Genomic DNA, 22,543 nt, shown 5'->3' on the forward strand with positions numbered 1-22,543 from the left:
GCGTTTATGCATGGGATGCGCAGCCGGTTGTTCCCTCATCGTCAGTTCTTCGTGGGGCCGATGCTCTCCCGCAGAATAAGCTCGCTGTGGATGACGGTGCGAACCGCCGCCGTAGTCTCTCTCTGGTCAATGGCGCCGAGCAACAGACCCACCGCCGCGCGCCCCATCTCTTCCACCGGCTGCTTGATCGTCGAGAGCGGTGGAGAGCAGAATTCGCAGACGGGGGAACCGTCGAAGGAGACGACGGATACATCACCGGGGATGCTCAGGCCCGTGCGCTGGATACGGCTTACAAATGAAATGGCCATGTCGTCGCTGGTCGCGATGACGGCCGTTGGCTTTTCGGTCAGTTTGGCGAAATCGTCTGCCGCCTGGACGCCGATGTCGAAGCCGTGCTGATAATCGAGATGACCGCCCGAGCGGCGCACCGAACCCTCTGACAGTCCTGCCGCCTCGAGCGCCTCGAGCACGCCGCCATAACGCTCGACATCGTGGTAATTGCCTTCAGGCCCCGCAAGATAGAAGAACTGTCGATGACCCAATCGGATCAGTTCGGCCGTGACGTCGCGCACGGCTTCGCGGTCGTTGGTAATCACGCTCTGCAGGCCGGCATCACTCATGTCGAGCAGCATCGACACGATCGGCAGGCCGGAATTGGCCAGCGAGCGCCCGTCGACCTCCGGAAGCTTCGACGACAGGATGATGGCTCCGCGCACGCTGCCGCCGAAGGCGAGGTCGAGAATATGCCGTTCTGAAATTTCGTCGCGATCGAGGTTGGCGATCATCAGGTTGTAACCGCCCTGGATCAGCGATTTGTTGATGCTCTGCAGCACCTGCGGGATGATCTGGGAAGCGCCGTAATAGAGCGATCCCGGCAGGATGATCATGATGATGTTGGACTTGCCGACCCTGAGGCCGCGCGCCATGGCGTTCGGCGTGTAGCCCAGTTGCCTGGCCGCGGCATTGATCTTGGCGCGTGTCTTCTCGTTGACCCGTCCGGGATTGGCGAGTGCCCGGCTGACCGTCGATATTGCAACGCCGGCGAGCCGCGCGACATCGGCCATCAATGCACCCGATGGCTCCTCTCCGGCCACATCTTTGTTTTTATTCACGTTTGTTTCGGTCTCCCAGGTGCTTCGATTTGCAACTCTAAGGCAGGGGGCGATTTATTGCAAACGTTTGCCAAAAACTGCTTGCTTAAAAAACCGGCTTGGCTATTATCTAGCCATGGCAAACGATTGCCATTTCTTAATGCGTTGAAAATCCATGGCTTATTGGACGCGGAATGGCTGTTCCGCACGCGGGTAGGTCATGCCTCGAGAAATGGACAGGTTATGGCAGCTGGCGACAGGCTGCGCTTCGGCGTCGATCTCGTGACATTCTTTCATCCCGGCTTCTGGGGCGTCGACAGCCACGATGCGATCGTCGGTTATGCCCGCGCCGAGCCACGCGCCTTCTGGGACAAGATTCTCGACGGCGTCCAGGCTTCCGGCGTTACCGGCGTCGAGCTGACCTTCTCTCCTTTCAACTGGCAGGACGCGATCAAGACCTATGGTTCCGTCGACGCCTTCGCGGCCGAGTTGGCAAGACGTGGCCTGACGCTGTGCAGCGGCTTCTTCGCTGAACTGGAGGCGGCCGGCGACTTTGCTGAGCCCGAGGCCCAGCGCGCGCTGATCGACAAGGCGGAACGATATGCCGACTTCCTGAAAGCCTGCGGCAGCGACATCATGGTGATCGGCGCTCCCTTGCGCCAGACGCTCGGCGCCCAGCCGGTGCAGTTCTACGATTTCGACCGCGCCAAGGTGATCGCCGATTTCCTGAACCGGCTCGGCGCGACCCTCTATGCCAGGGGCGTGCGGCTTGCTCTGCACACCGAGGCGCACTCGATCTTTGCCGCCACGCGCGACGTCGATCTGATGATGCTGCTCACCGATCCGGCCTATGTGCACATGTGCCCGGACACAGCCCATATCATCGTTGCCGGCTCCGATCCCGTCCAGCTCGTCGATCGTCATCACGAGCGCATGATCATCGCCCATTGGAAGGATGCGATCGGTCCTATGCCCGCCGACACACCGATCGACAAACATATCCATGAACGCCACCAGCCCTATTTCTGCAGCTTCGGCCTCGGACGGGTCGATTGGCCGGCCTGGATACGGCTGCTGCGCGACCGGGCCTTTGAAGGCTGGGCGATCCTCGAACTCGATGCCGCGCCCGATCCCGTCCGCGACATCGCCAACGGGCTCACGCTCGTCCGGCAGGCGCTCCTGCCGATCTATCGCTGACAATCATCCCTAAGACAACAAACGCCCCGCAAAGAGGGCATTTTCAAGAGGTGGAACAATGAAGAACATGATGAAGCTTTTTCTAGCCGGCGCAGCAATCGTCGGCCTATCCGGCTCGGCCCATGCCGAGGACAAGCCGACGATCGAGATCATGTCGTCCTGGACGTCGGGCGGCGAAGCAGCAGCGCTTAACGTTATCAAGACCGAGTTCGAAAAGCGCGGTGGCGTCTGGAAGGATTCCTCGATCGCCGGCTTCGGCGCGGCCGATGCCGCCTTCCAAAACCGGATCGTTGCCGGTGACGCGCCGGGCGCCAAGCAGGGCGTCATCGGTCTCGCTGCCGCAGATTTCATCAACCAGGGACTGTTCAATCCGATCGACGACGTGGCGGCCGCAGGCAAATGGGCCGATGCTCTGCCGAAATCGATCCACGATCTCATCACCTATGACGGCAAGGTCTATCTCTCGCCGACCGGCGCCCATGGCGAAAGCTGGATCTTTTATTCGAAGGAAGCCTTCGAGAAGGCCGGCATTTCGCAAGAGCCCAAGACCTGGGACGAGCTCTTTGCCGATTTCGACAAGCTGAAGGCCGCCGGCATGGTTCCGGTCGCCTGGGGTGGCCAGCCCTGGCAGCAAACCAAGGTCTTCAATATGATCCTGCTCTCGCAGGTGGGGATCGACGGCTTCCTGAAGATCTATGTCGATAAGGACAAGAGCCCGGCATCCGTCGAAGGCGTGAAGAAGACCCTTGAGATCCTCGGCAAGCTGCGCGGTTATGTCGATGCGGGCGCAGCCGGCCGCAACTGGAACGACGCCACCGCCATGCTGATCACCGCCAAAGCCGGCGTGCAGTTCATGGGCGACTGGGCCAAGGGCGAATTCACCGTTGCCGGCAAGGAGCCGGGCAAAGACTATGGCTGCATGATCGTGCCGGAGTCGAAGGGCATGGTCTACATCGCCGACGCCCTCTGGTTCCCGAAAACCGGCAAGGCCGAGACCGACAAAGCACAGAAACTTCTCGCCGAAGTCGTCATGGACCCGGCTATCCAGGTCGAATTCGCGCTCAAGAAGGGTTCGGTTCCGATGCGCTCCGACGTCGACAAGTCGAAACTGGACGTCTGCGCCCAGAAGGGTGTCGAGCTGATGGCCGCGGGTGCGATCGTGCCGGATCAGGCGATCGTGCTGACGCCCCAGCAGGTCGGCGCACTCGACGACTTCGTCGACGAGTACTGGAGCGGCGGCTCGAATGATGCGGCCGCCGCGGCCGAGAATTTCTTCGCCATCTTCGAGTAGCATAGCGCCTGTGGCGTCGGCCTGATGTCGACGCCACAGCTGCTGCCGGCTGCCGCCTCGCGCGGTGGTGCGAGCCCTGCTTTCCACCCGTCAACGAGCTGGCCGATGTCCATCAAACGCAAGCCCAATCTTTCCGCGACCATCGCCCTTTTGCCGACCTGGTTCGTCGCGGTCGTGGTCTTCATCGGCACCATGGCCTGGTCGATCCGCCTGTCCTTCACCAATTCCACACTTTTTCCGTCTTCGACCTATGTCGGCTTGGCGCAGTATTCGAAGCTCTTCTCGTCCGCCAAGTGGCTGGCATCGCTGCAAAACGTGTTGATCTTCGGCGTCCTTTACGTCGCAGGCTGTTTGCTGCTTGGCTTCCTGCTGGCCGCGGCGCTGGACCGCAAGATCCGCTTCGAAAGCGCCTTCAGGACCATATTCCTCTATCCCTACGCCATGTCCTTCGTGGTGACCGGGCTGATCTGGCAATGGATGCTCAATCCGACGCTCGGCATTCAGGCGAGTGTGCGTTCGCTCGGCTGGGAAAGCTTCGTCCTCGACTGGGTGGTCAATCGCGACATGGCGATCTATGCGCTGGTGCTTGCCGGCGTATGGCAGGGCGCGGGGCTCGTTATGGTCATTGCGCTCGCCGGCATGCGCGGTATCGAAGGCGAGCAATGGAAGGCGGCGCGCATCGACGGCATTCCCGTCTGGCGGATCTATGTCTCGATCATCCTGCCCCAGCTCGGACCGGCGCTGGCCGCGGCCGGCATGCTGCTCGCCATGGGCGTGATCAAGACCTACGACATCGTCGTTGCCATGACCAATGGCGGCCCCGGCAATGCGACGGAGGTGCCGGCGAAATTCATCATGGACAATCTGTTCGGGCGCCAGAACCTCGGCCTCGCCACGGCCGGTGCAACGGTGCTTGTCCTCGGCGTGATCATCGCTGTCGCCCCGGCCCGCTATGCGATGCACATGCGTGACAAAGCAAAGGGGGCTGCGTAATGGCCCGCTCTCATCCAAATGGTCCGAAGCCGGCACAAATCACCGCCGGGCGCATCGGCCTCTATGCCTTCCTTTTCATCGCCGCACTTTTCTTCCTTCTGCCGCTCTACACCATGGTCGTCACCTCGCTGAAGTCCATGGACGAAATCCGGCTCGGGCAGATCTTTGCCCTGCCAGCCACGCTCGATTTCTCTGCCTGGGTGACCGCCTGGTCGGGCGCCTGCATGGGAACCGTCTGCGTCGGCATTCGCAGCGGCTTCTGGAATTCGGTGGCAATCACCCTCCCCTCGGTGGCGCTCTCGGTCTTCATCGGCGCCGTCAACGGCTATGCGCTGTCGCTCTGGCGGCCGCGCGGGGCAAACCTGCTCTTCGGCCTGCTGATGGCCGGCGGCCTCATCCCCTACCAGATCTTCCTCTATCCGATGGTCCGGGCGATGGCGAATATCGATCTCTATAATTCGCTCGCCGGTATCATTCTCGTGCATGTCATCTTTGGCCTGCCGCTGGTGACGCTGCTCTTCCGCAACTATTTCGTCAGCGTGCCGGAGGAGCTCTGCAAGGCGGCGCGCGTCGACGGCGCAGGCTTCTGGCGCATCTTTTTCGAGATCATGCTGCCGATTGCCGTGCCTATGGTCGTCGTCGTCTCCATGCTGCAATTCACCGGCATCTGGAACGACTTCCTGCTTGGTCTCGTCTTTGCCGGGCGCGACAACCTGCCGATGACCGTGCAGCTCAACAACATCGTCAACACCACGATGGGTGAGCGGACCTACAACGTGAACATGGCGGCGACGATTCTCACCGCCATCGTTCCGCTTGCCATCTATTTCCTGTCCGGCCGCTGGTTCGTGCGCGGCATCGCGGCCGGCGCAGTCAAGGGGTAACGCTTCCATGCAATCTGCCGTCTCCGTCAAGGACCTGAAGATCGCCTATGGCGACCATACGGTGATCGAGAAGATGTCGATCGATATCGCGCCGCGAGAGTTCCTGGTGCTGCTCGGCCCTTCCGGCTGCGGCAAGTCCACGCTTCTAAACGCCATTGCCGGTCTCCAGGACATTACATCAGGCGAGGTCTGGATCTCAGGCAAGAATGTCAGCTGGGAGGAGCCGAAGGACCGCGGCATCGGCATGGTCTTCCAGTCCTACGCGCTCTATCCGCGTATGTCGGTCCGCAAGAACCTCTCCTTCGGCCTTCGCGTCGCCGGTCTGCCGAAGGCCGAGATCGAGGCCCGTGTTTCCCGCACCGCCGCGCTCCTCCAGCTCGACAAGCTGCTCGACCGGCGTCCCGCCGAGCTTTCCGGCGGTCAGCGCCAGCGTGTTGCCATCGGCCGGGCGCTGGTGCGTGAAGTGGATGTCTTCCTGTTCGACGAACCACTGTCGAACCTCGATGCCAAGCTGCGCAACGAATTGCGCGTCGAGATCAAGAAGCTGCACCAGCGCCTCGGCAATACGATGATCTATGTCACCCACGACCAGGTCGAGGCCCTGACGCTGGCCGACCGGATCGCCATCATGCGGGACGGCGTGATCCAGCAACTCGCCTCACCGGCCGAGATCTATCGCCGTCCGATCAATCTCTTCGTCGCCGGCTTCATCGGCGCTCCTGCGATGAATTTCGTCGAGGGCCGGATCGAGCGCTGCAACGGCGCTCCGGTCTTCCGGAGCAAGGAGCTCGCTGTCGATCTCTCCGGTTATTCCTTCCGGGCAGACGCAGCGGAAGGACCTGCTACACTCGGCTTTCGGCCGGAACACCTTGTGCTCGATGGCGCCACGAGCGGCCTGCCCACCATTCCCGGTCGCGTTTCCGTCGTCGAGCCGATGGGTTCAGACGCCGTCGTCTGGTTCGACTGGGCGAACCAGAGCCTTTCGCTCCGGCTCATGGGCGATGTCACCCTGCAGCCCGGAGATGCCGTGGCTCCCGGGCTCGATATCGCCAAGGCATCCCTCTTCGGCGCTGACGGATCGCGGCTGTGACGCGCCATCCCTTTGTTTTCCTGCAATTCCGGGTGCGTTTCGCGCCGTTTTGAGGATTGCTCCAGGACAGGATTTGAAAAGACATGTCTGAGATCGTCTATGATGCGCTGGTGATCGGCTCCGGCGCGGCGGGTTCCTTTGCGGTAAAGGAACTGACGGCACAGGGATTATCGGTGCTGCTGCTCGAGGCTGGCCCCGCCGTCGGGCCGAAGGATTTCGATCCCGCGCGCAAGAAGGCGCCGGCAAGCAGCATCAATATCTGGGAGCGTGCGCGGGCCACCCTCAAGGGCCAGCCGATCCAGGCGCGCGCAGCCTTTTTCACCGAGCGCTTCAGCCACTTCTTCGTCAATGACCGCAAGAACCCCTATACGACGCCGAAGGGTGAACCCTTCCTCTGGATCCGCGGCCGCCAGGGCGGTGGGCGCCTCCACAGTTTCGGCCGGGTGCTGCTGCGCTGGACCGACGACGATTTCAAGATCCGCTCACGCTCCGGAAAGGGCGTGGACTGGCCAGTCTCCTATCAAGAACTGGTGCCTTTCTACGACGAGGTCGAGGCCTATCTCGGGCTCTACGGCAACAAGGACAACGTGGCCACCCTGCCGGACGGCATCTATGCGAAGCCGGCAAGCCTGACTCCTGCCGAACAGATCTTCAAGCAGGCGGTCGAAAGCCGCTGGCCGGACAGGCACGTCGTCTCCTGGCGCTACATCGCGCCTGACGCCGACCGGATGCCGCGACCGCTGCGAGAAGCAAAGGCGACCGGCGAGCTGACCATCCGCTACGACGCCGTCGTTCGCCGCATCACCACGGATGAGAAGACCGGCCGCGCCACTGGCGCGGAGTTCATCGATCGCAACACGGGCGCGGTATCTACGGTTCGCGCCGCGACTGTGGTGCTTTCGGCCTCGCCGATAGAGAGCGTGCGGCTGCTGTTGAATTCGGCTTCGGCGAAACATCCGGATGGGCTCGGCAACAGCTCGGGCGCTCTCGGCCGCTATTTCATGGACCAGCTGCCGTGCCTCGCCTTCGGGTCTTTTTCGAAGGCGAAGGGCTGGGCGCCCGACGATTCCGCGCCGACCGACCCCTTCTACAATCCGTCGGGCGGGATCTTCATTCCCCGCTTCGGCGAGGGCGACGCCGCCCGCGGCGATTTTGACTACCAGGGAAGCGTCGGCCGGGCGCCGGTCTCGGGCGACACCGATGCGCGTCTCGCTTTCTTCGGCTTCGGCCGTATGCTGCCCTATGCCGACAACCGCATCAGGCTCGATGTCAGGCGCAGGGATGCCTGGAATATTCCCGTGCCGCATATCCGTTGCGTCATGCAACAGGAGGAGCAGGCACTGCTCAAAAGGCAGGAGGAGACGCTGATCGCCATGATTAAAGAGATTGGCGGCGACCTCGAATTCATCGGCTCGCCCACCGGCCTCAAGGAAATGGGCAAGGGCGCCTTTCCCGAAGCCGATGCCTTCAGCCGTTTCATGTTCCGCAAATGGTTCCGCAAGACCATGTGCATGGGGGCAGCAATCCATGAGACGGGCGGCGCGCGCATGGGCGAAACCCCTGAGGCTTCGGTGCTCAACCCCTACAACCAGGTTTGGGATGCCCCGAACCTCATCGTCACCGACGCCAGCGCCTTCCCCGGCAGCGGTATCGCCGGCACGACGCTCACCGTCATGGCTCTGACGATCCGCGCCTGCCGGAATCTTGTCGACCAGTACCGGACGGGACAGTTATAGCCGCGCCTGGAACGAGGGACCCGGGTAAACCGTTTCAGCCTTCGATCAGTGGTCGTCATATAAACTTCGCACTGACATGCTCCTGTCAACACAAAAGCAGGAAGGGAAACCCATGTCGCGAACACATCAGGACCAGCTCAGCCGGATAAAGGCCGAAATCGCCGACAGCTTCGATGAAGAGCTGGAAATGCAGATGGAGGAAGACCGACTCGACGATCTGGTCGCCGAAGGAATGTCGGAACCGGCGGAGCAGACGCTCGAGCGAAAGATCTACTTCCGGGAGCTTTTCCGATTGCAGCACGAACTGGTACGGCTGCAGGACTGGGTTCAGCATAAGAAACTCAAGGTGGTGGTGCTTTTCGAAGGCCGGGATTCGGCCGGCAAGGGAGGCGCGATCAAGCGCGTGACCCAGCGTCTCAATCCGCGCGTTTGTCGAACAGTCGCGCTGCCCGCCCCTACCGAGCGGGAACGCCATCAATGGTATTTTCAGCGTTATGTCCCGCATCTTCCGACCGGTGGCGAGATCGTGCTCTTCGACCGAAGCTGGTATAATCGCGCCGGTGTCGAGCGCGTGATGGGGTTCTGCACCCCCGATGAACTCGAGGAGTTCTTCCGCTCGGTGCCCGAATTCGAACGGATGCTGGTCCGCTCCGGAATCGTGCTGATCAAATACTGGTTTTCGATCACCGACGAGGAGCAGGAGTTCCGCTTCAATATGCGTATCCACGATCCGCTGAAGCAATGGAAGCTCTCACCGATGGATATGGAAAGCCGTGTCCATTGGGAGGAGTACACCAAAGCCAAGGAAGAAATGCTGGCGCGTACCCACACGGAGGATGCACCCTGGTGGGTGGTGCAGGCCGTGGACAAGAAACGGGCGCGTTTGAACTGCATTGCCCATCTTCTCGATCAGATCCCTTACGAGGATGTTCCGAAACCGGAGATCCAATTGCCGGACCGCATCCGTAACGCCGATTACAACAGGGCGCCGGTTCCGCCTGAAATGTATGTACCGGAGCGCTATTGAAATTATAGCTTACGCCGCCCCCAGAATTGTCTTCAGGGGGCGGCCCTCGCGGCGTGCTGCCTCTGGACCATTCCCCGCCCGACACTAGGTTCCGCTTCAAGAGTGAGGTTCCGTCGACGTGCCTCAGAGTGGACGAGTGAGGGAATTGCTTGCTTTCCAGTAGCCGATTTTACGCCGATACGCGTGCCACATGGGGATACGAACCAAGTTTCGACGGCGCTCTCATCGCATGGTGGGGTTCCAAACGCGGCGCTCGCGCCGTCTTCGTCGGGGAATTTTCCAGCGGAAAACTCAACATCATCGCCACGTTCAAAGGCGACCTCTTCCATTTTGGCTGGCGGCAATACGCTAACCTTTTGGTTCTCACCGAGGAAGACCGTCTGTGGGAGGTGGATCCCAAGCGACCCGGGACTCGGACCGACGTCACTCCACGAGATTTCCAGACGTGGCAGGTCATCGTTGAACCTCGACACGCCGGAGACAGCCAATTCCTGGTTTCCTACGATCGCAGCCCCGCTGTCGCCGATCTCTATGCAACCGATGCGGATGGACGCGACAAGCGGCTCGTGGAACAAAACAACGGCTCGACCGAAAGCTGGTTGTTGAATGAGGCGCAGGTGCCATGCATTCGCGTCGAGCTGACCGCCTGCGGAATGAGGCGATACCTTCACCGCAGCGATGCCGACAAGCCGTGGCAAGAGATGGCGGCAGTCGAGCCGGATGACACGCTGGTCATCTGGCGTACGGACAGGTCAGGCAATGCCTTCGAGGCGCTTTCCAGCCGCCAGCGGGACAAGATCGCGTTGGTTTCGCTGGACCCGGTTACCGGCAGTGAGACCGTGCTGGTCGAGGACGGCGATGTCGATGTTTCAGACGCGCTGCGCTTTACGCCCGCCGAACCGGCTGACGTCGCCGTCATTCGCGACGGCTATCCGCGATATATCGCCCTTTCGGAAAGGGGTACGATCTTCACCGAGCTCGTTCTGGATCGCGGCGGCCATGCCGATATTGAAATCTCGGGCTCTTCGAAGAATGGTTCGCTGCTCACAGTCGCGATCTCCTACGATGAACGACCCTACCAGCACTATCTTCTAAACTTGGCGGACAAGAGCAAGACGCTCCTTTCCGCGCCGGCAGAAAAGCTCAGATTCTTTTTGGCAACCACGAAGCCTGTTTATTTCACTGCGAGAGACGGCGAGCAGATCCCGGCATTGTTGACGCTTCCGAGCGTCGCACCCGCTCCTGTGCCGACCATCGTCATGGCTCACGGCGGCCCCGCCCGCCACGACAGCTGGGGTTACAACATCGGGAAGAGCTTTCTCGCAAGCCGCGGATACGGAATCTTGTCGGTCAACTATCGCGGCTCGACCGGCTTCGGGAAGAGATACCAAACTCTGGGCTATCGGCAGTTCGGGCGAAAGATGCAGGACGATATCGCCGATGCCGGGCGATGGCTGCTCGCCCAAGGCATTGCGGCTGAAGGCAAGCTTGCGGTCGCCGGCGAAAGCTACGGAGGTTTCATCGCCGCGTTGGCAATGGCCGGCGATGACAGGCTCTTTTCCGCGGCAATCATCGACTGTGCGATTTTAGACCTGCCTTACCAGATGCAGAACAATCCCGCCGGCTGGGGATTGTTCCTGGGCCAGGTCATCCGTTACTTCGGCAATCCGGATGATCACGGCGATCTCACGCAGATGCAGGAATTCTCGCCGCTCCACAATGTGGAGAAATTGCGTGGATCGTTCCTGCTCACGGCTGGAATGGAAGATCCGGTTGTCGGTTTCGAGCAGACAAAAGCCTTCGAGAAGGCGTTGCGCAAGGCGGGTCTCGATGTCACGGCACTATACTTCGATCGGGAGGGCCATGGCTATGTTGACTGGCAAACAAAACTGGTGCGCGCCCGCGAAGTGGAGCTATTTCTCAGCCGCAAGCTCGGCGGCAAGGCAAAAAAAATCGATCCGCTGGCCTTGTTGTCAAAGCACTGGATTCAGGGCCGTTTTGCCAATGGTCGGCGAAATATTCGCGCCCGCCGAGTATAAACCGCGAGAATAAAGCCTTGATACGCTCCCTGATTGCCCTAACCTTCCCCCTCGCACGCCCGATATGGCGGGTTTTGGCTTTACCTCGGAGGCACCTATGGTTGACGTTCAGAGTGTTAATGCAAATACCAGCGGATATTACATCCATCCCCTTGAAGATTTTGAAATCGACGCCGTGAATGGCGCAGGCTCGTGGGTCGGCCATGTCGATCGTGGGCTGATAGGCGGCACGTTTGCGGCCGGCGGCGCTCTTGCGAGTACCGGAAGCCTCGGCACAGCCGGTATTGCCGGCGGTGCCGGATTCGCAGCAGGGGCGTCGGGCAGCATATATAATGGCGGCCTCTCTGGCGGTGGCAACAGCAGCGGCCGTGTCATCTGCACGCATTTCTTCAGGCGCGGCATGCTTGACCGCGATCTTTGGCGGGCGGATCTGGAGTTCACCTTTCAGTCCCTGTCCCAGACGACGGTTCGCGGATATCAATACTGGGCGATCCCCTATGTCCGCCTGATGCGTCGCAGTCCGCTGGCCGAAAAAATCATGTATCCTCTCGCCAGAGCGCGGGCTCTGGAGATTGCCTACCAGGCCGGGCGCCGTTCGAAGGGGTCGCTCAGTGGCAAGGTGGTGCGCCTTATCGGCGAGCCGCTATGCTTCCTGATCGGCAGCGTGGTGAAGCAGAAGGACTGGGCTCCGCTTTGGGTGGAGAAGACCGAGGTGACAGGAGGTCAATCATGACGGCTCTTTCGAAATTGATCATGCAGGAAGTTGCGTTATCGGCAGTCTTGGCGGCAGGCGCGGTCATCGGCATTCCCAAGCTGACCGACCCCAATGCCGCCGCCAATTATCCGTTGGCGATCGGGGTTTTCCTGGCAATGGCCGCGACCTTCGTCGCCTACGAGCTTTTCGTCACGAAATCATCCTGACGTTACTGTCTGGTTTGAAAGGCCTGTGACTTTTCACCGGCCGGGAGGCGTAAATCTCCCGGCCGTTATGATTCAATTCTATACTTAATCCTGTCCCGGCATTCAAAAGTCATCGTCTGCAGGTTGACGCTTTCCCGCAGCTGCCTAATTTTCCCGTGCACGTAGTGTTTTCGACTACTTCCCGAAACAAACAAAGGGTGAGTTAAAGTGCAGGGTATCAAAGAACTTTCGAGTACGGAGATTGAAAACGTATCCGGTGGTGGTGTCAGCTCCGGTGTTCGGGGCGCAATCGACGGCGCAGCCGCACTCGCAGGCGGTGGCGCTCTGGGCTACGCCGCAGCGATCGGCGCGGGCGTGGGCATTTCCGCCTTCGGCGTCGGAGCGCTTGCCGTCGGTGGTGCTGCGCTTGGCGTCTACGGTGTCTACAGACTGGCGAGAGCTTTTGCCTGAGCTTTAAAACATGGGGGCTCCGCCCGAATGGCGGGGCTCCCTTCCTCCCCTTAACGACCATATCTGATCACAATGAGCCTGTTTCGCCGAGAAGCCCTCGAACGGCAGTCCCAGCGTTTAACGGGAACGGTATCGATGGCGGTGCCCATGGGGTGGCACGTCACTGGCTATCTGATGGCCGGTATTCTCATCGCCGTGCTGATCTTTCTTTCCATCGCAAGCTATTCCCGCGTTGTCACCGCAACCGGCATTATCCAGCCGGACAAGGGTGTTGCAGTCGTCATGCCCTCGCGCTCAGGCGTCATCATGAAGATGATGGTCGCAGACGGCGATCAAGTCGAAGAAGGCCAGGAACTGGTCGCCGTGCGCTCCGAGGACTACCTGGTCAGCGGTGAATCGGCCTCCGAAAAAGTCGCCGAGATGCTCGACCGGCAGAATGCGAGCATCAGCGAGCAACTGGCGGAGGTCAAAAACGATGAAATTGCCCAAACGGCGCAATTCGACGCGCAGATTGCCGGTTACCAGACGCAGATCGACAAGCTTCAGAGCCAGATCGTTCTGCAAAGGGAGCTGATCACCTCGATCGAGAAAGATGTCGAGCGCATTCGCGGCCTGGTCGACAAGGGCATCGTTCCACGACGAGACGTGACGTTGAGAGAAGATTCGCTCACCGAGCGGCGCCAGCAAATGGCGGTGCTGGAAAGCACGTTGACGGAACGGCGCTCGGATCTCTCCGATGCCGAACGAATGCTCGATCAGGTCAAGGCGCGCTCAAACGAGAAGGTCGCAGCACTCCAGTCGCAGCGTGAGGATATCAATCGCGGCCTCGCCACCAACGAACAGTCCCGCGCCTATGTGATCAGATCGCCGATCGGAGGCACGGTTTCTGCCCTCACGGCCAAGATCGGCGAGCCGCTGAACACGCAGCAGGCGCTCATGAGCGTCGTGCCGCTGAATGCAACATTGCATGCGCAACTGGACGTGCCCAACGCCGCCGTCGGTTTTGTCGAGGTCGGGCAGGAGGTACGGTTGGCGATCGATACCTTCCCTTACCAGAGCTTCGGGACGATCGCAGGTCGCGTCAAGAGCCTGTCGAAAAGCCCGATCAACCGTGGCAGCGGCGCGAGCACCAACCTGAACTATCTCGTGACGGTCGACCTCGAGCGGCAGAGCATCACGGCCTTCGGGAAGCAGCAAGCGCTGTTTCCCGGCATGACCTTGTCGGCCCGGATTGCGACCGCGCGCCAATCTCTACTCGAATGGCTGTTCGAGCCGTTGTTCGCCCTTCAACGACGATAGGACCCGCGATTGTCTGCTAGAGCACTTCAGGCCGGGTTCTTTTCAACCTCACGGATTCGTCTCATTCGTCAGAATGAGGTCAGCGAATGCGGTCTGGCCTGTCTGGCAATGATGGCGAGCTTTTACGGGCACGACGTTGATCTGGCGACGATGCGCCGACGTTTCACCCCATCATTTCGAGGAGCCCCGCTGTCGAGCCTGATCAAGATCGCAGACCAGGTCGGCCTCCTGCCTCGCGCCGTCAAGCTGCCGCTGGAGGAGCTGCCCAATCTCGCATTGCCGGCGATCCTCCACTGGAACATGAACCATTACGTCGTCATCGAGCGGGTTTCCGGCGACAAGGCGCTGATCCACGACCCTGCTGGCGGCAGTGAATGGCTTCAAATGTCTGAGGTTTCGGACCACTTTACCGGCGTTGCGCTGGAGTTGCGGCCAAACGAAGCATTCGAGAAGAAAACGGAGCGTACGGTGTTGCGCTGGTCGCAGCTCTGGACGCGGATCAACGGGCTTGGAAGTTCATTCCTCCAGGTCATCGTCCTCAGTGTCGTGCTGCAGATCTATGTGCTTGCCCTGCCCTACTACTTGCAGATCGGCATAGACAACGCGCTGCCGGCGCTCGACCACGATCTGCTTGCCGTGCTTGCGCTTGGTTTTGGGCTGTTCACCGCGTTCAATGCGAGCGCGAGTTTCCTTCGCTCCTTCGTGATCCTGGCGGCAGGCTCGGCATTGGGCTTCGGCATCGCCTCGAACATCGCCAGGAAACTGTTCCGCTTGCCGCTCGACTGGTTCCAGAAGCGGGAGGTCGGCGACATTCTCTCCCGCTTCCAGTCGGTGACGCCGATCCAGAAGATGCTGACGGAAGGTGTTGCTGGAACGTTGGTCGACGGGTTGCTCGCGCTGACGACGCTGGCGATCATGTTCTTCTACAGCGCCAAGCTTGCAATGATCGCGCTGACCGCCTTCTTCCTCTATTTCGTCGTTCGCCTGATATCCTTCTCGTTCGAGCGCCGCGCCCAGGAAGGCAGTATCATCGCGCACGGCAAGGAACAGACGGCGCTCATCGAGACGATACGCGGTATCCAGACCTTTCGTCTCTACAATGGTGAAACGATGCGGCATGCCATGTGGCAGACATTGTTGACGGATGCCGTCAATGCCAACATCCGCTCCTCGCGCATCGGCATTTGGCAAACGACCGGCAATGCCTTGTTGTTCGGCCTGGAGAATGTCGTCACCATCTATCTCGCAATCGGCTTCGTCATGAATGGCGGCTTCAGCGTCGGCATGGTTTTCGCCTACCTCGCCTATAAAGGTCAGTTCCTCGAAAAGGCCGGCAATCTCGTCGATCAGGGCATGGCGTTCTTGATGCTACGGCTGCATCTGGAACGCTTGGCCGATATCGCCTTGGACGAGGATGACAGAAGCTTTGCCCCCAGTTCCATGGCCGTCACGGAATTAAAAGGACGGATGGAGCTCAAAAGCGTTTCCTACCGCTATTCTCCAACCGATCCCCTCGTTCTCCAGGAGATCGACTTTTCCGTTGAAGCCGGCGAACATGTGGCCATCACCGGGCCGTCGGGCATGGGTAAATCGACGCTCCTCAAGGTGATGCTCGGGCTGCTGTTGCCTCAATCCGGTGAGGTGGCCGTCGACGGTCTTCCCCTCCAGCAGTTCGGTCACAAGAGCTTTCGCGACCAGATCGCAGCCGTCCTGCAGGACGACAATCTCTTCGCCGGATCCATAGCGGACAATATCACGCTGTTTGCCGAGCAGGCCGATCTTGAAGCCATTGCCGATGCCGCACGCGCTTCGGCAATTCACGACGAGATCATGAAAATGCCGATGCAATATGAAACGCTCGTCGGCGACATGGGATCGAGCCTCTCCGGCGGCCAGAAGCAGCGCGTGTTGCTGGCGCGCGCGCTTTATAGAAAGCCGAAAATGCTTTTCCTGGATGAAGGCACATCTCACATGGACGCCGCCAACGAAGCGCGCGTCAATCATTCCATACGCTCACTCGGCATTACCCGCATCGTCGTCGCTCACCGGCAGGAAACCATCGCCGCCGCCGACAGGGTTCTTTACATGGACGGCGAAGGCCTGCGACCTCTCGGTCCGCCAAAGGAAGTCATCAGCTTGCAACTGGGCGAAAGCCTGAGCACGCGTTGAGAGCGTGACGTCGCGCCTGGTTTCGGATTGCATCAAGCGGCGCTGCCAGCCACGCCGTCCAACTGCTTGAGAGCCTCATCCGGCAGCGCGAGCCAGGCGGCGGCGAGGTTCTCCCTGAGATGGCCGACGGACGAAGTGCCGGGGATCAGCAGGATATTTTCCGCGCGATGCAGCAGCCAGGCGAGCGCCACCTGCATGGGCGTGGCTTCAAGGCGTGCGGCGACATCGGACAGGGTGGACGACTGCAGCGGGCTGAACCCGCCGAGCGGGAAGAACGGCACATAAGCGATGCCGTCGCGCGCGAGGTCGTCGATCAGCCTGTCGTCGCTCCGATGCGCCAGATTGTACTGGTTCTGCACGCAGACGATCTCAGTGATCCCACGCCCTTCGGCGATTTGTTTGGATGTGACGTTGCTCAGCCCGACGTGACGCACCAGGCCTTGCCGCTGGAGATCGGCGAGCGCCGTCAGGGGCGCTTCGATCGACCCTTCGGCCGGACCGTGCACGTCGAACATGATCCTGAGATTGACGACATCAAGCACATCGAGGCCGAGATTACGGAGGTTGTCGTGTACTGCCTCCGTCAGCTCTTCGCGCGAGCAGGCCGGAATCCAGGATCCATCCGCGCCGCGCCGGGCGCCAATCTTGGTGACGATGACGAGATCGTCGCGATAGGGATGCAGCGCTTCGCGGATGATCTGGTTGGTGACGTGCGGGCCATAGAAGTCGCTGGTATCGATGTGGTTTACGCCGCTCGCGACTGCCTCTCGCAGCACAGCCAAGGCCGCGCCATGATCCTTGGGCGGGCCAAATACGCCAGGCCCGGCAAGCCGCATGGCGCCATAGCCGAGCCGCTTTACGCTGCGGCCGCCGAGGTTGAACGTGCCGGACTGATCGATAGTGGACATGATCTAACTCCTTTCAAGAGATGACGCCAAGATAGGCTCAAGATAAGCATTGTCGGAGCGTGTGAAAATTGGCTATAATCCGCACAGGCTGTGCGGAGTGGCGAACAGTGAAAGCAGATCTGAGTGATCTCAATGCCTTCGTTGCCGTGGCGCGTGCCGGCGGTTTTCGCGAAGGCGCGCGCGTCAGTGGCAGCAGCGCCTCCTTCCTCAGCGAAGCGGTGCGTCGCCTGGAGGGCCAGCTCGGCGTCAGGCTGCTCAACCGGACGACACGCAGCGTCGTCCCGACCGAAGCGGGCAAAGGCTTGCTGGAGCGGCTCGGCCCTGCTTTGAGCGAGGTGGAGTCTGCCCTCGACGTCGTCAACGGTTTTCGCGACAGGCCGGCCGGTGCGCTACGCCTCAATGTGCCGGTCAGCGCGGCGCGGCTGGTGCTGCCCGCCATCGTTCCGCCGTTCCTTGCCGCCTATCCCGATATTCGGCTGGAAGTGGTCACCGACGAGAGCTTTGTCGACGTGATCGCGGCCGGCTGCGACGCCGGCATCCGCTATGACGAGCGGTTGGAGCAGGATATGATCGCGATACCGATCGGGCCACGCGTCCAGCGCTTTGCCATCGCAGCCTCCCCGGACTACCTCGATCGCCGTGGCCGGCCGCAACATCCGAGCGAGCTGCTCGGCCATGCCTGTCTATTGGGTCGCTTTGCCAGCGGCGCGATGACGGCGCCGTGGGAGTTCGAGCGCGATGGCGAGATAGTGCGAGTGGACCCGACGGGGCCGCTGATCGTGCGGGTCGGCGGGGCGACCGATTTGGCCGTCGATGCAGCGATATCAGGAACAGGGATAGTCTGCCTCTTCGAGGACTGGCTGCGCCCGCATATCGACAGTGGCGCGCTCGAGCCCATCCTCGAACCGTGGTGGCAGCGTTTCTCCGGGCCATTCCTCTACTATCCCGGGCGTCGGCTGGTACCGGCGCCGCTCCGGGCATTCATCGACTTTGTCAAGGCATCGGCTCCGGCATAATTCTTTAGCCGGAATCGATCTAGGGATAAAATGGTGTCGCAATTCAAGGTTTACAGCATCCTTTGCGCGTCTAAAAGATGCGGCGCTGTAAGCGGCCTTAATGGCCGACGATGCGCTAAAGCATCTCTCGCAAAAGTGTGCAGCGGTTTTGCGGCAAAGACATGCGGAAAACAAAGACCTAAAGCGCGGCACGCGAATCTGAAAGATCGCGACGCGCTTTAGAGCTTGACCTCGGCATTGTCGCCCATATCAGGTTTGCTGTTCGAGACTGCTGCGGCCGCCATCTTGATATAGCTGATGATCGTGCCCGGGCTGTCCCAATATTCGGCCGAAGCCGGCGTTATCTTGAGGATACGGATGGAAGGATCGTCGGGATTGTCCCACCAGGCCTTTGCCGGCGTCGCCCATAATTCCCTGATTCTCTCCCGGTCGTTTTGCACTTCGGCCCTCCCCGATACGGAAACATATTTCTGTCCCTTGGTGTCGGCAAAGGCGAGGCACACGTTTGGCCAGCGAGTGATTTCATCGTCCTTGTGACTGCCGACATCCGTCAGAAAATAGATCGCATTCTCGAGCTGCGCGGTATAGGCGGACATCGGGCGGGCTCGCAGATCGTCGCCGCTGCGGGTCGTCAGCATGCAAAACCCGATCTTGTCGATCAATTCCCATACTCGTGTCGCATCGTCTTGATTGGCCATCGTCATCTCCATCTGTGCAAGAGACGAAGTAACCATCTGCCGCGGCCGATGTTCCCAGTCGGCGGGCCTCACGAGCCGATTCCCAGGGTGATCGAGGCACGCAGTCGATCAATGGACGCTTGGGGTTTTCATGACAATTGCGAAGTCTTCGGCGACCAGTTCGCTGACGGCGATGAGAACTTCCTCCAGGGAAAAGCCCGATGTCAGAGCGCGTTGAATCAGATCCTGCAGATCCGGCTCCACGACATCGCGGCAATCCTCGAGGCGTTCTTCCGAAACGGTGAGGCTATTGAGTTCGTCCATTGTCTGTCCTTTCAGGGGAATGTAACCGCCAAGGCCCGGAAAGGCTGGCGAGGATAAAGCCGTTAACGGGCGGCCACCGCCCGCTTCGGACCGGGCAGCAGGCCCTCACGCTGCATCTGCTTGCGTGCAGCCTTGCGATGTCGGCTGATCGCCTGTGCCTTTTCCCTGACGCGCCGTTCGGACGGCTTCTCATAGGCGCGCCGTTCCTTCATTTCGCGGAACAGCCCTTCGCGCTGCATTTTCTTTTTCAAGACTCTGAGCGCTTGATCGACATTATTGTCTCGGACGAGTACCTGCATTTCGAGTTCTCCTTGTTTGGGATGGTGCGCCGATCGCCACTCAGTCGAGCTGCTCGGCGATCAGAGCCTGCAATTCGCGGCGGGTGAGAAGGCAGGGAAACGGCTTCCAGCTCCTGGGAGCATTGCGGACAGCCTCGTCATCCTCACGCGGATTCGCCGCCGCAACCGCGGTGGCTGTATGTGTGTTGTTCAAAAAGAAATCCTTTGCCGGCCTTGGCCGGCGTTATCGATTGTTTGTGGGATTGCCCATCACGCAGCCTTAAGGCGCGCGCCGATGCATAAGCGTCTCAATCAGCAGCCGGCAACGGCTTGGATTTCCGCTTGGATCGGGTACATCTGCAACATAGGGCTCGGCGAGCAGAATTGCAACGGATAGCCCGGATGGTTGGCGCGGGCACCGCCAATCGCCTTCAGATATACTCGGCGCCATTTTATTCAAGTTATCCGGGTATAGTTTTTGCCGAATTTTCCTCAATTTTGCGCGAGAGTGACATTATTCAGCCGGAATGGAAGCAACGCGAAGATCGCCATCGAAATTAACCTTCTGTTAAATAGGCCATTGACTTGTAGTATTAATAGGTTGTTAAAGGAGCCGCTCGCTGAGGTCGAAATTGACCCGCCAATAAACAATTTGAGGAGAGTGCAATGGCTTCGCCGATACACGCAACTGATGATAGTGCAACATTTCAAGAAACTGATGTTATTTCCGGAAACCTGCTTTCCAACGATTCTTCCGACAACGGCCACCTGTTCCTGCGCGCATTCGATGGCGCAAGTGTTGGCGCCAAGAGCGGCAACAGCCAGGTTACTGAAATCCAGGGCGATTACGGTACCTTCTTCGTCAAGCCGGACGGCAGCTACACCTATGTCCTGAGCGACGCTGCCAAGATCGGTTTCGCCAACGGCGAATCGTTCCAGGAGAAGGTTTCGTACAAGATCTCCGACGGCAGCGGTCACACCGACGTCGGCCTGTTCACTTTGAACATCCAGGGCGTAACCAAGCCGATCGCAGTCGACGATACCTTCAGCTTCACCGAAGGCAACGCCATCGGCGGTAACGTTCTGGATAACGACATTGCCGGCGACAACGGCAAGATGTTCCTGCGTCAGTTCCTGACCGAGCAGGTAGACGGCAAGGATGGCGCCGTTACCGACGTTGCCGGCACCTACGGCATGTTCCACGTCAAGGCGGATGGCACATTCACCTATGAACTGACCTCCGATCTGGATGCAGGTCAGACGTACACGGAAGTTCTCCGTTACTACAAGATCTCCGATGGCGAAGGCCACACGGACGCTGCCAAGGTGACGCTCAACATCACCGGCACGGATGCTCATCCCGACGGCGTCGGTGTTTGATCCGCAGCGATAGATCAGTGAGACACGACGCCCGCCGCGCAATCGGCGGGCGTCCGCATATTCGCCACTCTGATACAAGGCCCGGCGGGACGCCGGTATATAATCCTTTTTAGCTAGTTCTTATAGACGCGGGGGAGGCGTAGTCTCGAAGTTCGGAGGACACGCCCTTGACCGAACACATCGAACCCAAGCAAATCGAGACAGACGATCTGACGAAAGTCTGGTCCGTAACCGAGTTCTGCGCTCGTCACCGCATAGATATCGAGGAACAAGCGCTGCTGCTCAAACTCTTCGGGCCGTTCGCGACCGCCTCCGAATTGCTTCACAATGCCAAACGCGCGCCAAGGTTCAGATGAGGCCTTCCCCATTTCTTCAACGATCTTCTCACAAATCCCGGTAAGTCATTCGGTGAACGAGACGGCGCGAGATATCGCCTGATCGGGTGACGCTCGCTATCTTGCCTCTCCTTAGACTTTTGGGCAGTAATCGAAATGGTGCGATCGTTGCATTTGGCGGAACCATCATCGTGAAAACGAGCGGCGCTGATATGGATCATGTCGATATCGTTGATGCTGTCTATCAGGCGGCGGTCCGTTCAGAACTATGGCCGGATACGCTGTGCGCGATCGTTGATTACGTCGGTGCTGTCGCCGGAAATATTGTCTATCAGGCGCCTGATGGCCGCGGCAGCTTTCTGATCCCCGGCCGCATGCGTGAAGATTTGAATGCGCTCTATCTTCAGCATTACACGGGCAATCCCTATGCCCGTGCGTTCGAGAAGGTAAGGCCGGGCGAGATCGCGGTCGGCAACAAGCTGATCGATGCCGAGGCCGTCCGGCATTCGGCCTTTTATGCCGATATCTGCGAGCCTCAAAACATCTTCAATCAGCTCTTCCTGCCGCATGCCAGCCTGCACGAGCGGGGAGGTATTGGCGGTGTCGCTCTGTTCCTGTCTCGTCAACAAGACGAGCACGCTGTCGAAGCGGCAGCGCGGTTAGAGCGGCTGAGCCCGCATATGGCGCGGGCGATCGATCTTTCCTTTCAGGTAAACCGGATCGCCCGCGCACCCGAATTGCCGCAACGGCTGATCGATGCAATCGCGGATGCGGCCGTGCTGATCGATAGTCGGGGTGCCGTCCTTCTCTTGAATGCGGCAGCCGAAGCACTGCTCAAGCAGGCTGACGGCATTTTTCTCAGCCGATCCGAGAGACCCTCGCTTGCCGCCCATATTTCGAAGACATCCACCCGCCTAGTGAACGCCATTCGTCAGGCTTTGCTGATAGCCGATGGCGAAGACACGCCTTTCGACGGGGCATTGTCGATCTCCCGGCCATCGGGTTTGCCGCCCTATCTGGTGATGATCACGCCGCTTGCACCGACAGCGGTTTCGATATGGGATGCGGTTGATAGCGGAGCGCGCGTCCTCATTCATATCGTCGATCCGGAAGCGAAGACGCGTCGGCAAGCGCAACAACTGCAACACATCTTCGGCCTGACCGAAGCCGAAACCCGTGTCGCCGCACTGGTCGGCAGCGGAATGAATCTGCCCGAGATTGCCCGGGTTCTTGGAATTTCGTCCAACACGGTAAAAACCCACACCGGCCGATGCTTTGGCAAAACGGGGGTACGATCCCAGGCGGCGCTCGCCAGGCTGATTGCCTCGATCCCGATCGCCGGAAACAGGCCGGCGACGCCGTCCCGCACGAATGGAAAGAGCCGTCCGCGGCAATCGTAAATTCTACGTCTTTTGCGAGAGCCGCAAAGAACGCTGTA

The 22,543-nt window shown here is 60.0% G+C and carries 23 protein-coding genes; 17 read left to right on the plus strand and 6 right to left on the minus strand.

What is annotated here, in order from left to right; all coding sequences use genetic code 11:
* Window positions 1-41: 41 nt before the first annotated feature.
* Entirely contained in the window at window positions 42-1,112 is a 1,071-nt protein-coding gene (locus RWJ89_RS21390) for a LacI family DNA-binding transcriptional regulator (protein WP_222062126.1), read from the minus strand.
* Between the two features lie 222 nt (window positions 1,113-1,334).
* On the opposite strand from RWJ89_RS21390, the gene RWJ89_RS21395 reads away from it, so the two are divergent.
* From RWJ89_RS21395 to RWJ89_RS21455, 13 genes are all read left to right on the plus strand, one after another.
* Window positions 1,335-2,288 (plus strand): sugar phosphate isomerase/epimerase family protein, encoded by a 954-nt coding sequence (locus RWJ89_RS21395; RefSeq protein WP_316031404.1) that lies wholly within the window; start codon window positions 1,335-1,337, stop codon window positions 2,286-2,288.
* A gap of 58 nt (window positions 2,289-2,346) precedes the next feature.
* Window positions 2,347-3,579: an ABC transporter substrate-binding protein gene (locus tag RWJ89_RS21400; RefSeq protein ID WP_131641958.1), complete on the plus strand. Its 1,233-nt coding sequence runs from the start codon at window positions 2,347-2,349 to the stop codon at window positions 3,577-3,579.
* Between the two features lie 105 nt (window positions 3,580-3,684).
* Complete coding sequence (locus RWJ89_RS21405) at window positions 3,685-4,572, plus strand: carbohydrate ABC transporter permease (RefSeq protein WP_168282567.1); 888 nt, start codon at window positions 3,685-3,687, stop codon at window positions 4,570-4,572.
* Entirely contained in the window at window positions 4,572-5,456 is an 885-nt protein-coding gene (locus RWJ89_RS21410; RefSeq protein ID WP_029873538.1) for a carbohydrate ABC transporter permease, read from the plus strand. The genes RWJ89_RS21405 and RWJ89_RS21410 overlap by 1 nt, the downstream gene beginning before the upstream one ends.
* 7 nt (window positions 5,457-5,463) lie before the next feature.
* Entirely contained in the window at window positions 5,464-6,546 is a 1,083-nt protein-coding gene (locus tag RWJ89_RS21415; RefSeq protein ID WP_131664867.1) for an ABC transporter ATP-binding protein, read from the plus strand.
* Between the two features lie 83 nt (window positions 6,547-6,629).
* Entirely contained in the window at window positions 6,630-8,282 is a 1,653-nt protein-coding gene (locus RWJ89_RS21420; RefSeq protein ID WP_077980885.1) for a GMC oxidoreductase, read from the plus strand.
* Window positions 8,283-8,394: 112 nt separating this feature from the next.
* Window positions 8,395-9,309, plus strand: coding sequence for a polyphosphate kinase 2 (gene ppk2, locus RWJ89_RS21425; protein ID WP_077980886.1), 915 nt, complete (start codon window positions 8,395-8,397; stop codon window positions 9,307-9,309).
* 149 nt (window positions 9,310-9,458) lie between these two features.
* Entirely contained in the window at window positions 9,459-11,348 is a 1,890-nt protein-coding gene (locus RWJ89_RS21430; RefSeq protein WP_131664869.1) for an alpha/beta hydrolase family protein, read from the plus strand.
* Window positions 11,349-11,412: 64 nt separating this feature from the next.
* Window positions 11,413-12,081, plus strand: a complete 669-nt coding sequence (locus RWJ89_RS21435; protein WP_245503894.1) for a hypothetical protein — start codon at window positions 11,413-11,415, stop codon at window positions 12,079-12,081.
* Window positions 12,078-12,269, plus strand: a complete 192-nt coding sequence (locus RWJ89_RS21440) for a hypothetical protein (RefSeq protein WP_020047803.1) — start codon at window positions 12,078-12,080, stop codon at window positions 12,267-12,269. Before RWJ89_RS21435 ends, RWJ89_RS21440 begins: the two co-directional genes overlap by 4 nt.
* Window positions 12,270-12,476: 207 nt before the next feature.
* Window positions 12,477-12,719 (plus strand): hypothetical protein, encoded by a 243-nt coding sequence (locus tag RWJ89_RS21445; RefSeq protein WP_020047802.1) that lies wholly within the window; start codon window positions 12,477-12,479, stop codon window positions 12,717-12,719.
* Between the two features lie 135 nt (window positions 12,720-12,854).
* Window positions 12,855-14,018, plus strand: a complete 1,164-nt coding sequence (locus RWJ89_RS21450; RefSeq protein ID WP_206105902.1) for an HlyD family efflux transporter periplasmic adaptor subunit — start codon at window positions 12,855-12,857, stop codon at window positions 14,016-14,018.
* Window positions 14,019-14,027: 9 nt separating this feature from the next.
* On the plus strand, window positions 14,028-16,187 hold the full coding sequence (locus RWJ89_RS21455) for a peptidase domain-containing ABC transporter (RefSeq protein ID WP_131664870.1): 2,160 nt from the start codon (window positions 14,028-14,030) through the stop codon (window positions 16,185-16,187).
* A gap of 32 nt (window positions 16,188-16,219) precedes the next feature.
* Here the strand turns inward: RWJ89_RS21455 and RWJ89_RS21460 are convergent, their stop codons facing one another.
* Window positions 16,220-17,095 (minus strand): aldo/keto reductase family oxidoreductase, encoded by an 876-nt coding sequence (locus RWJ89_RS21460; protein ID WP_131664871.1) that lies wholly within the window; start codon window positions 17,093-17,095, stop codon window positions 16,220-16,222.
* Between the two features lie 107 nt (window positions 17,096-17,202).
* Between RWJ89_RS21460 and RWJ89_RS21465 the strand changes: the two genes are divergently transcribed.
* The gene (locus RWJ89_RS21465) at window positions 17,203-18,111 is read left to right on the plus strand and encodes a LysR family transcriptional regulator (RefSeq protein ID WP_221985377.1); all 909 of its coding nucleotides are present in this window, start codon (window positions 17,203-17,205) and stop codon (window positions 18,109-18,111) included.
* Between the two features lie 218 nt (window positions 18,112-18,329).
* On the opposite strand, the gene RWJ89_RS21470 is transcribed toward RWJ89_RS21465, so the two are convergent.
* The 4 genes from RWJ89_RS21470 to RWJ89_RS21485 all read right to left on the minus strand — a co-directional run bounded on the left by RWJ89_RS21470 (window position 18,330) and on the right by RWJ89_RS21485 (window position 19,604).
* The gene (locus tag RWJ89_RS21470) at window positions 18,330-18,809 is read right to left on the minus strand and encodes a pyridoxamine 5'-phosphate oxidase family protein (protein ID WP_222011105.1); all 480 of its coding nucleotides are present in this window, start codon (window positions 18,807-18,809) and stop codon (window positions 18,330-18,332) included.
* A gap of 108 nt (window positions 18,810-18,917) precedes the next feature.
* Window positions 18,918-19,112 (minus strand): hypothetical protein, encoded by a 195-nt coding sequence (locus RWJ89_RS21475; RefSeq protein ID WP_168269210.1) that lies wholly within the window; start codon window positions 19,110-19,112, stop codon window positions 18,918-18,920.
* Window positions 19,113-19,174: 62 nt separating this feature from the next.
* Entirely contained in the window at window positions 19,175-19,411 is a 237-nt protein-coding gene (gene rpsU, locus RWJ89_RS21480) for a 30S ribosomal protein S21 (RefSeq protein ID WP_003538346.1), read from the minus strand.
* Window positions 19,412-19,451: 40 nt separating this feature from the next.
* A complete protein-coding gene (locus RWJ89_RS21485; protein WP_222062119.1) occupies window positions 19,452-19,604 on the minus strand; it encodes a hypothetical protein in 153 nt (50 codons plus the stop codon).
* A 452-nt stretch (window positions 19,605-20,056) separates the two neighbouring features.
* Here RWJ89_RS21485 and RWJ89_RS21490 point away from each other — a divergent pair, with 452 nt between their 5' ends.
* The 3 genes from RWJ89_RS21490 (at window position 20,057) to RWJ89_RS21500 (ending at window position 22,505) form a co-directional block, all read left to right on the plus strand.
* On the plus strand, window positions 20,057-20,770 hold the full coding sequence (locus tag RWJ89_RS21490; protein WP_222011104.1) for an Ig-like domain-containing protein: 714 nt from the start codon (window positions 20,057-20,059) through the stop codon (window positions 20,768-20,770).
* Window positions 20,771-20,937: 167 nt separating this feature from the next.
* Complete coding sequence (locus RWJ89_RS21495; RefSeq protein WP_168282391.1) at window positions 20,938-21,126, plus strand: hypothetical protein; 189 nt, start codon at window positions 20,938-20,940, stop codon at window positions 21,124-21,126.
* Between the two features lie 86 nt (window positions 21,127-21,212).
* Complete coding sequence (locus RWJ89_RS21500; RefSeq protein ID WP_168282393.1) at window positions 21,213-22,505, plus strand: helix-turn-helix transcriptional regulator; 1,293 nt, start codon at window positions 21,213-21,215, stop codon at window positions 22,503-22,505.
* The last annotated feature ends 38 nt before the right edge of the window (window positions 22,506-22,543 follow it).

It is taken from the genome of Rhizobium sp. 10PS4 (assembly GCF_032464805.1).
Lineage (GTDB): Bacteria > Pseudomonadota > Alphaproteobacteria > Rhizobiales > Rhizobiaceae > Rhizobium > Rhizobium laguerreae.

What these genes read in the sequence shown, in the direction of transcription:
- RWJ89_RS21415 (WP_131664867.1), top strand. Translation starts at nt 5,464, where the DNA reads ATGCAATCTGCCGTCTCCGTCAAGGACCTGAAGATCGCCTATGGCGAC.
- ppk2 (WP_077980886.1), top strand. Translation starts at nt 8,395, where the DNA reads ATGTCGCGAACACATCAGGACCAGCTCAGCCGGATAAAGGCCGAAATC.
- RWJ89_RS21470 (WP_222011105.1), bottom strand. Translation starts at nt 18,809, where the DNA reads ATGGCCAATCAAGACGATGCGACACGAGTATGGGAATTGATCGACAAG.
- rpsU (WP_003538346.1), bottom strand. Translation starts at nt 19,411, where the DNA reads ATGCAGGTACTCGTCCGAGACAATAATGTCGATCAAGCGCTCAGAGTC.
- RWJ89_RS21440 (WP_020047803.1), top strand. Translation starts at nt 12,078, where the DNA reads ATGACGGCTCTTTCGAAATTGATCATGCAGGAAGTTGCGTTATCGGCA.
- RWJ89_RS21450 (WP_206105902.1), top strand. Translation starts at nt 12,855, where the DNA reads ATGGCGGTGCCCATGGGGTGGCACGTCACTGGCTATCTGATGGCCGGT.
- RWJ89_RS21400 (WP_131641958.1), top strand. Translation starts at nt 2,347, where the DNA reads ATGAAGAACATGATGAAGCTTTTTCTAGCCGGCGCAGCAATCGTCGGC.
- RWJ89_RS21420 (WP_077980885.1), top strand. Translation starts at nt 6,630, where the DNA reads ATGTCTGAGATCGTCTATGATGCGCTGGTGATCGGCTCCGGCGCGGCG.
- RWJ89_RS21395 (WP_316031404.1), top strand. Translation starts at nt 1,335, where the DNA reads ATGGCAGCTGGCGACAGGCTGCGCTTCGGCGTCGATCTCGTGACATTC.
- RWJ89_RS21410 (WP_029873538.1), top strand. Translation starts at nt 4,572, where the DNA reads ATGGCCCGCTCTCATCCAAATGGTCCGAAGCCGGCACAAATCACCGCC.
- RWJ89_RS21460 (WP_131664871.1), bottom strand. Translation starts at nt 17,095, where the DNA reads ATGTCCACTATCGATCAGTCCGGCACGTTCAACCTCGGCGGCCGCAGC.
- RWJ89_RS21490 (WP_222011104.1), top strand. Translation starts at nt 20,057, where the DNA reads ATGGCTTCGCCGATACACGCAACTGATGATAGTGCAACATTTCAAGAA.
- RWJ89_RS21435 (WP_245503894.1), top strand. Translation starts at nt 11,413, where the DNA reads ATGGCGGGTTTTGGCTTTACCTCGGAGGCACCTATGGTTGACGTTCAG.
- RWJ89_RS21475 (WP_168269210.1), bottom strand. Translation starts at nt 19,112, where the DNA reads ATGGACGAACTCAATAGCCTCACCGTTTCGGAAGAACGCCTCGAGGAT.
- RWJ89_RS21405 (WP_168282567.1), top strand. Translation starts at nt 3,685, where the DNA reads ATGTCCATCAAACGCAAGCCCAATCTTTCCGCGACCATCGCCCTTTTG.